The following is an 8,867-nucleotide window of genomic DNA, read 5'->3' as shown; positions in this document are numbered from 1 at the left end:
ACATCCAATTACAACTCCAGAAGCTGACATGAAAGCTATCTTGGGCTAATCGGATCCATTAATCTGTTAACCACAGTCCTACTTCCCCTCTCTTTTATGATTTAGGACTGTTGTTATAAATAACGCACCTTAGGTTCGCCTAAGGTGCGTTTTTTATTATTTTGTGAAAGCTATCTCTTAGTGGCTGTATATTGATGGGGCCCAGTTTTGTATCTACAACTTAATTAAAAAGGAAAGACTATACTTCTTTGCTCCTCGTGACCTGATGTCGCTGCATAAGTATAGTCTTTCCTTTTTATAACTGTAGATAGGAAGGCGTCCCATCAATATACTAATCCTAAGATATCTTTCAGATAAATAGTGCTGGGGAGGGGAATGATTTGAGCATAAATGTAGTCCTTTGTGTGTGTACAAAAATACCGCTAATGTGCATATGGACATTAATAAATATTGATTGTTATACTATAGGTAAAGTAAGATTTTTTCACATTGTTGATGTGTATATAGAGGCGTGTATGAATAGTATTTTTGATATTATAGGACCTGTTATGATCGGTCCGTCTAGTTCGCACACAGCGGGTGCTGCGCGGCTAGGTAAGATGGCGCGGTGCATTTTCCGTTCCACACCTAAAAAGGTAGATTTAACCTTATATGGATCTTTTGCAAAGACCTATAAAGGTCATGGTACAGATCGTGCTTTGATTGGCGGTCTATTGGGGTTCAAAGAGGATGATACGAATATTCGTGTTGCTCATAAATTGGCTGAGAAAGAGGGCATGGAGTACAACTTTATCGAGTCTCCTCTCGATGTAGGTCATCCGAATGTGGTTCGTTTTGACATGTACGACGAACATAATCGTCATATGACTGTTATTGGTCGTTCTCTTGGTGGTGGTCAAATTATGATTACCGAAGTAGATGGCAATGATATGTCTATTACAGGCGATGAGTTTACTCTTGTCGTATTCCATGAGGATAGACCTGGTGCCATTTCTCTTGTGAGCCAAGCATTGAGTGAGTCCGATATTAATATTGCTACGATGCGTGTATTCCGTAAGGGTAAGCATAAGGACGCAGTAATGGTTATTACTACGGATACGGTAGTAAATCCTATTACCGTTCAGTTTATGCGTGAGTTCCCAGGCATCCAAGATGTGATGACCTTTGAAGCGTTATAGGAGGGCGAATGATGAGTTATGCATACGATACAATTGCAGATATTATTCGCTTAGCAGAGGAAAATAATATTTCCTTCGGTGACGTAGTACTGCGTTATGAGTTAGAAAATTATGACCGCAGTGAAGAAGCGGTTATTCGTGAAATAGAGCATCGGTTAGATATTTTTGAAGGCTCTATTCAAGATGGTATAGATTATGCGGAGAAAACGGCCTCTGGTATGTCCGGTGGTCAGGCGGCACAGCTTAACGATCAAACTCCAAGATTTATGAGTGATATTGCGTATAAGGCAATGACCTATGCTATTGCTGTAAACGAAGCGAATGCTAAAATGTTCCGCATTGTTGCTTGTCCTACTGCAGGATCTTGTGGTGTTATGCCTGGTGCGGTGAAAGCAGTAGCGGACCATTACAAGCTAGATAGAGCAACTATGGTAAAGGGCTTCTTGGCTGCCTCTGGCATTGGCAATGTCGTAGCGAATCGCGCTTGTGTGGCCGGTGCCGTTGGCGGATGCCAAGCAGAAATTGGTACGGCCGCTTGTATGGCTGCCGGTGCCATTGTAGAAATGATGGGTGGTACGCCTCGTCAAGTCGGCCATGCTATTGCATTGTGCATGAAAAACTTATTAGGCCTTGCCTGTGATCCAGTAGCAGGACTTGTAGAGGTACCGTGCGTTAAACGTAATGGTTTCTATGCAGTTCATGCCATTACTGCATCTGAATTAGCTTTGATGAATATTGAAAGTCAAATTCCACCAGATGAAGTTATTGAAGCAATGAATAATATCGGTCGCGCTATGCCAGCAGCATTGCGTGAAACAAGCGATGGCGGCCTTGCGGTAACACCGACGGGTACAGCTATTGCAGAACGAGTGCAATCCTTATAGGATTGCACTTTTTTCATGCTTTCATTTGTAGTAAAATAAAGGTTAGACTAGTTCAGAAAGGAGTGTGCATGATGGAACAAGCCAATCGAATATTGACTGTATTAGAAGAAGCAGGTTATGAAGCCTATATCATTGGCGGAGCAGTGCGTGATATTTTGATGCATCAAAAGCCTCATGACTTTGATATTGTGACGTCTGCACGCCCTGATACGGTAATTGAAGTCCTACGCGGTCAAGATATTCAAACGACAGACTTAGTAGGAAAATCCTTTGGTGTAGTAGTAGCTACACTAGAAGGAAAGCAATATGAAATTGCAACGTATCGCACTGAACGATATGGAGCGGATAGTCATCGACCAGAAGAAATCGCTTATGCCGATACCTTGGAGGAAGACGTGTTGCGTCGCGACTTTACGGTCAATGGCATGGCGATGAATCGTTTTGGTGAGGTCATAGACCTAGTAGGGGGACGTCGAGATATCAAGCATAAGACATTGCGAACCATTGGGAATGCACAGCAACGCTTTGAAGAAGACGCATTGCGATTATTTAGAGCATGCCGCTTTGTGGCAAAGCTAGATTTCTTACCTACCGAAGATTTATTAGAAGCTATGCCAAAGGCATTTCATCGTGTGCCTGGGTTATCTCTTGAGAGAGTCCGTAGTGAACTGGACCGACTCATGTTAGAGCCCGCTGTGGCTAAGGGCCTTGATGTATTAGTACAATCTCGCTTGGCCGAGTGCTCTTGTCGCGTTGTAGAAAATGGCGTCGCTCGTGAAGTGCCTATTTTACCAGAGCTATACCATCTTGTGAATTTACCACAAGAAAAAGACTTTCACGAATTTGATGGTTGGTATCATACATTAGCCGTTGTATCTCATACAGAACCAGATTTAACATTACGTTGGGGTGCACTGTTACACGATGTAGCAAAGGGGATGCCTACGGTGCGTGCTGTGGTGAATGGTCGCCTCACAGATCGTGGCCACGATACATTAGGGGCTGAAATGACAGAAACATTACTTACTCGTTTAGGTTACCCTAAGAGTTTTGTGCGCCGTGTAGCTTGGATTGTAAAAAATCATATGCGCTTTCACTATTTTGTACAAAATGGGGAAGCTAATGAGAAAAAGTGGATCCGTAAAGAGGCTCGCAGCGGTGAGTTTCGAGATAGTCAAATTATGCGAATTGCATGGGAGCAATTATCTAAGGTTTGTGCTGCCGATGTATTAGGCTGTGGGAAGCCTTATGCATCGACTGATGGCACCTTAGCCTTTGGTGAATGTATGGCAGATCTTAGCCTAGAGATGCCTATCCATACAAAGGATTTAAATTATGACGAACGAGTTATTAAGCTTGCAGGGAAAAAAGTGGGGGAAGGATTGCAGTATTTATTAGGTCAGGTACAAAATGGGGTGATTCCCAATGAACCAGATGCATTATATGATGCATTAGACCATAAGTTACGCCGTCCAGTGGAGAAATGATGAAGTTATTAAATAAAGCGTTATTACGCATGAGTGATTGGAGTCGCACTACGTGGTGCCTTGCCATACTCATGACCGTTGCCTTCGTCCTTATCGGGCGTTTAGCACAGTTACAGGTCTTTGATACCTTTGACCTAGAGAAGAAAAACTTATTACAAGTTCAAGTAGATAGAAAATTACAATCGCCGCGTGGTACAATCTATGACCGTAATGGCAAGCCTTTGGCGATGAGTGTAGTTACAAAATCTTTATATGCGGATCCAAAGATGATTAAACAGTCTCCTCAAGAGATTGCGGATCTCATCTCACCGTATGTAACGATGTCAAAAGAGAATATTGTGAAAGCTTTGCAAGAGGATACCGCCTTTGTCTGGTTGAATCGTATGATGGATGCAGATAAATCAAAAGGGGTACAACAAGTTATTAAGGATAATAATATTGCAGGCCTTAATTTCGTTGAAGAATCTAAGCGCTATTATCCAAATGGTGTCTTAGCGGCACAAGTATTAGGCTTTGTCGGTACTGATGATAAAGGTCTTGATGGTCTAGAAATGGTTCTTGATGACGAATTAAAGGGGGGCGTACAACAAGAAATTGTAGCTACTGATAATAAAGGGAATGCCATCTTTGGTTCCGTACTATCTAAATTTTTACCAGATAAGGGTAAAAGTGTAACCTTAACCATCGATGCAACAATTCAATTTATTGCAGAACGCGCTCTTGATAAGGCAATGGTTGATACAGGAGCTAAGCATGCCAGCGTTATCGTTATGGATCCAAAGAACGGTGAAATATTAGCGATGGCCAATCGTCCAAGTTACGATCCTAATAACTACAACCAAAGTGGTGAAGAGGCTTTCAAAAATATTGCGGTTACCAATTTATATGAACCAGGCTCTACATTCAAACCTATCATTGCATCTGCAGCTCTTGCAGCAGGCAAATGGAAGTTAGACACTGTGTATAACGATAAAGGGGCCTTCGCTGCCAATGGACATATCATTAGAAACTGGAATGGTGAGGGATATGGTCCTGTTCGTTTGCTAGATATTTTGAAGTACTCTATTAATACTGGTATGGCTGAAATTGGTACATTAACAGGGGCAGATATTCTCTCGAAATATGTACGTGATTATGGCTTTGGTTCTGAAACAGGTATTGAATTGCCTGGTGAAGGAGCAGGTATTTTGTATAATCCAGAGGATATGAGTAAGCTAGATGTTGCTACTATGTCCATCGGTCAAGGTATTGCAGTTACACCATTACAAATGGTTAGAGTCTTTGGTGCACTTTCTAATGGTGGGGCTATGATGAAACCACATATCATCAAGTCTTATAGTAACTCTCAAGGCGATGTAACAAGTACGACTGAAACATCTGTTGTGGGACAACCAGTTCCGGCGGAAACCGCTAAAACCATTGTAGATATTCTAGAAAAAGAAGTATCCGAAGGTGGCGGTACAAAAGCGATGGTAGAAGGTTATCACTTCGGCGGTAAAACTGGTACGGCGCAAAAACTAGATACCAAACATGGCGGTTATCTCGACGGACAATACATTGCGTCCTTTATTGGCTTTGGCCCTGTAGAGGATCCCAAATTTGTAGTTCTTGTCGTTATTGATGACCCACAAAAGGGTTCTTTTTATGGTAGTCAAATTGCAGCCCCTGTATTTAAGGACATCGTATCTCAACTTGTACGGTATTACCAAATGAGTCCGTATGTTAAAGAAAGTACACCAGTAGCTGTTAAAGCTGCTAATACATTACCTGAACCAAAACCGGGAAGTGATGGTTCTGTTACATTGCCTAACTTTACTGGTTTTACCTATGGTGAAGTACGTGATTGGTTACATAAGGCGGGACTTGCCTTTAAACCGGATGGAACTGGTACGGCTACATCTCAAGATGAAAGTAGCGGTACAACTGTTCAGGCTGGTACAGCAATTACTGTTCATTTCCGTAGATAAAACGAATTCGGTCATAATTAGAAATTATAGACAGTTCGTTATATAATAGAATAAGAGACTTAGGTGCCTCTCCGGAGGCACCTTATTTTATAGATAGTTTGAATGAATGGAGATACACATGATCGAATTACGCGGTAAAGCAGTAGCAGATGCTCACAAGGCGATTTTACAAGAAAAAGTTGCAGCAGTAGGGGACTCTGTAATTACTATGGCAGTATTACTCGTTGGTGAAGACCACGGTGCTCATATGTATGCTACATTTATGGAAAAGACAGCAAAGAATTTTGGCTATGGCTTTGTATTAAAACAATTACCTGAAACGGCTACACAGGATGAAGTGGTGACAGCATTGCAAGAATTAAATAATGATGCGGCTGTTCATGGAATTTTACCGTTAATGCCGATGCCTAAACACATTGATACAGAGGCTCTTATCGATATGCTAGATCCTAAAAAAGATATCGATGGTTTAACTACGTATAATATTGGCCTTGTAACTGCAGGCAAAGGGGGCTTTGCCCCTTGTACTGCTAAGGCGTGTATGGCAATTTTAAACCACTACGATATTCCTGTAGAGGGGAAACATGTGGTAGTAATCGGTCGTAGCCAAGTTATTGGCAAACCAGTAGCTCTTATGACCCTTGGTGCACATGGTACTGTTACAATGTGTCATTCTAGAACCCCTGATTTGGCAGAACAAGTAAAACGTGGCGATATCGTTATTGCTGCAGCTGGTCGTGCGCATATGATTACAGCAGATATGATTAAGCCAGGTGCTGTTGTTATCGATGTAGGCATTAATGAACTAGAAGGTAAGACGGTAGGCGATGTTGATTATGAAGCGGTAAAAGATATTGCATCAGCTATTACGCCTGTACCTGGTGGTGTAGGCTCTGTAACGACTACAATGATGCTTGAAGCTGTATATGAGGCATACCATGCATGAGATGTCTATAGCAGAAGGTATACTTGATGTGGCCCTCGATACGTTACGACAACACGATGCATCTGTGATTCATTCCGTTCAACTCGATTTGGGTCTTATGAGTGGCGTGGAACCAGATTCCCTTCTTTTTTGTTGGGAAGCGGTTACAAAGGGGACCGCAGCAGAAGGCTCACGTATAGAAATTAACACCATTCCTATTGAAGGAAAGTGCTTGGATTGTGATAAAACATTTCCGGTAGAAAATTATAAGTTTATCTGTCCCTATTGTGACAGTCATTTCGTACAAACCATTGGTGGCCGCGAACTACAAGTGACCTCCATGGATATCGATTGATAGAAAGGTTAGGACATGCAAGTTCAAGTTAAAACTAATGTATTGGCAAAAAATGATGCCATTGCAGAGTCCTTACAACAGTTGTTTAAGGAAAAAAATATTTTTGTATTTAATCTATTAGGTTCTCCAGGGGCTGGTAAAACATCTCTGTTAGAGGCAACTTTACATGATTTGAAAAAAGATTACCGCCTTGCTGTTATTGAAGGTGATTTATTTACTGCTAAGGATGCGGAACGAATTCATGAATTAGGCGTTCCTGTTATTCAAATCAACACAGTGGGAGGTTGCCATCTTGATGCACAAATGATTCAAGATGCACTAGGTGATTTAAATCTTGATGAACTGGATATGATCATTATCGAGAATGTAGGTAACCTTGTATGCCCTGCAGAATTTGAGATTGGTGAAAGCATGAAGGTAACTGTATTATCTGTTACGGAAGGTGAAGATAAGCCTCTTAAATATCCATTAATCTTTAAAGAGTCAAAGGCTATCCTCATTAATAAGATAGATTTGTTGCCTTATGTGCCTTTTAAAAAAGATAAGGCTATACAAGACATACGTAATTTAAATCCAACAGGAGAGATTTTTGAAGTAAGTTGCACGGCCCATAATGGGCTAGAGCCATGGTTGACATGGTTGCGTGCGCAATTGGAGAGTAATCGATGAATCATTCTATTAAGAGCCGTATCGTAGCGGCACTTTTAGTTGGCCTATCTGCTACAACGGTAGGGTATGCGGCAGAACCGGCTATTTCCACAGTGAAACCGACGGCTGTAGAAGCTACAGAGGATACAAATGATGCGGCAGCTACTGCTGCACCTGTAGAAACGGTGGAACCTGATGCGGCTAATTCTGTTGCGTATATAGATAATGCACCGATTAAAGCCGTTAAAATTGATACAAAAATAAAGAAGGAAAACACAAAAACCGGTTGGTTGGCCGAACAAATGGCAGTTACCGAGTTTGGTGATTCCATACAATTTTGGCAAGCAGCTAGCGAAAATGAAGGATCCTTGCCTAGTGTAACGCAAAATAATTTGGCGGATATCGGCAAGTCCTATACGGCTAATAATTTACCAGCGTTAGGGTCTGAAGATGATTATGCCATTGATGGGTACCGCTTAGGTGATCAGTTTGTAGCACCTAAAGATGTAGAAAAAACGGTAGTGCGTGATAACTTTACGACGTACTATATGAAAGATTTGGAGGTAACCGTATATACGGGACCTACTCAAGAACGATTGATAAACAATCAATTGCGAGGTCAAGGGGCTACCTATTTCTTTGAGCCAAATACTATTACTAATATTCATAGTACGAAAAAAGGCGCCCGTACTGTACGCGATATCGGTGTTGGTAGTACGCGCATGGAATTGGTATTTGCTTATGGCAGTCCTAATGCGATGTGGCGTGACTTGAAAAATGAAAGCTATATTTTCCTTTATGAAGGTCATTCCGAAAATTCATTGTCTCGAAAAAAGGACTTTAACGGCTCGATAGAGAATACAAATAATAATAGCCAACAACAATCTATGTTAGGACAACAGAAAGAATATATTGCTTTCACCATCAAACAAAGCAATGTAGAAGCTGTTGATATGATTAGTGGTCAAGTATGGCCAAGATTTGGATTGCCTAAAGCTCCAGTATATGATTTCGAAGCTGGCAAATTAACTGCTGATGATTTTGTATTGCGTGGCTATAAATTGAATGATCATTTTGTTAATGATCCAAATAATGACTGGAAACATCAAGGCATGTTGTTTGGTTCCACCTTTATTGGATATAACGAATATGGTGTGAGTGTTGATAAAAAAAATCTTATTAATCGCGTATTGTTGAACATTTACACACCTACCCGTCGCGGCATTGCGATGGGCGATACTAAGTATCTATTGCTCTTTGTGTATGGTATGCCAACTCGTATCGTTGAATCTACAACAAATGCGGGTACGTCTACCGTATATGAATATAAAAATCCAGCGGCAAGCGATTCATATTTACAGTTTGCCCTAGATGATAAAAACCAATATATCAAATCCGTTATGTTATCTGACCGTCCAGTTAA

General features: G+C 41.2%; 8 protein-coding genes. All 8 read left to right on the top strand.

Going from position 1 to position 8,867, the window contains the following annotated elements:
- The first annotated feature begins 515 nt into the window (after positions 1–515).
- The gene (gene sdaAB / locus QZ055_RS06285; RefSeq protein ID WP_295825352.1) at positions 516–1,178 is read left to right on the top strand and encodes an L-serine ammonia-lyase, iron-sulfur-dependent subunit beta; all 663 of its coding nucleotides are present in this window, start codon (positions 516–518) and stop codon (positions 1,176–1,178) included.
- Positions 1,179–1,189: 11 nt separating this feature from the next.
- The gene (sdaAA, locus tag QZ055_RS06280) at positions 1,190–2,062 is read left to right on the top strand and encodes an L-serine ammonia-lyase, iron-sulfur-dependent, subunit alpha (protein WP_295825354.1); all 873 of its coding nucleotides are present in this window, start codon (positions 1,190–1,192) and stop codon (positions 2,060–2,062) included.
- A 68-nt stretch (positions 2,063–2,130) separates the two neighbouring features.
- Positions 2,131–3,549 carry a CCA tRNA nucleotidyltransferase gene (locus QZ055_RS06275; protein ID WP_156720015.1) on the top strand — a complete coding sequence of 473 codons (1,419 nt, stop codon included), beginning with the start codon at positions 2,131–2,133 and terminating at the stop codon, positions 3,547–3,549.
- Positions 3,549–5,516 (top strand): penicillin-binding transpeptidase domain-containing protein, encoded by a 1,968-nt coding sequence (locus QZ055_RS06270; protein ID WP_295825350.1) that lies wholly within the window; start codon positions 3,549–3,551, stop codon positions 5,514–5,516. Before QZ055_RS06275 ends, QZ055_RS06270 begins: the two co-directional genes overlap by 1 nt.
- 118 nt (positions 5,517–5,634) lie before the next feature.
- Positions 5,635–6,462: a bifunctional 5,10-methylenetetrahydrofolate dehydrogenase/5,10-methenyltetrahydrofolate cyclohydrolase gene (locus QZ055_RS06265; protein ID WP_060924355.1), complete on the top strand. Its 828-nt coding sequence runs from the start codon at positions 5,635–5,637 to the stop codon at positions 6,460–6,462.
- Positions 6,455–6,796 (top strand): hydrogenase maturation nickel metallochaperone HypA, encoded by a 342-nt coding sequence (gene hypA, locus QZ055_RS06260; RefSeq protein ID WP_005385455.1) that lies wholly within the window; start codon positions 6,455–6,457, stop codon positions 6,794–6,796. Before QZ055_RS06265 ends, hypA begins: the two co-directional genes overlap by 8 nt.
- Positions 6,797–6,811: 15 nt before the next feature.
- A complete protein-coding gene (hypB, locus tag QZ055_RS06255; protein ID WP_005385456.1) occupies positions 6,812–7,465 on the top strand; it encodes a hydrogenase nickel incorporation protein HypB in 654 nt (217 codons plus the stop codon).
- Positions 7,462–8,867: hypothetical protein (locus tag QZ055_RS06250; RefSeq protein WP_295825348.1), on the top strand; the 1,406-nt coding region annotated here is incomplete at its 3' end. The genes hypB and QZ055_RS06250, both read left to right, overlap by 4 nt.

The sequence above is a fragment of the uncultured Veillonella sp. genome (genome assembly GCF_905209685.1).
Taxonomy (GTDB): domain Bacteria; phylum Bacillota; class Negativicutes; order Veillonellales; family Veillonellaceae; genus Veillonella.
The sequence above is the reverse complement of the archived record's forward strand: the minus strand, read 5'-3'. Positions and strand labels throughout refer to the sequence as shown.

Excerpts from the sequence above, each read along its gene's own strand:
- QZ055_RS06265 (WP_060924355.1), top strand. The coding sequence starts at position 5,635 with ATGATCGAATTACGCGGTAAAGCAGTAGCAGATGCTCACAAGGCGATT.
- hypA (WP_005385455.1), top strand. The coding sequence starts at position 6,455 with ATGCATGAGATGTCTATAGCAGAAGGTATACTTGATGTGGCCCTCGAT.
- sdaAA (WP_295825354.1), top strand. The coding sequence starts at position 1,190 with ATGAGTTATGCATACGATACAATTGCAGATATTATTCGCTTAGCAGAG.
- hypB (WP_005385456.1), top strand. The coding sequence starts at position 6,812 with ATGCAAGTTCAAGTTAAAACTAATGTATTGGCAAAAAATGATGCCATT.
- QZ055_RS06270 (WP_295825350.1), top strand. The coding sequence starts at position 3,549 with ATGAAGTTATTAAATAAAGCGTTATTACGCATGAGTGATTGGAGTCGC.
- sdaAB (WP_295825352.1), top strand. The coding sequence starts at position 516 with ATGAATAGTATTTTTGATATTATAGGACCTGTTATGATCGGTCCGTCT.
- QZ055_RS06275 (WP_156720015.1), top strand. The coding sequence starts at position 2,131 with ATGATGGAACAAGCCAATCGAATATTGACTGTATTAGAAGAAGCAGGT.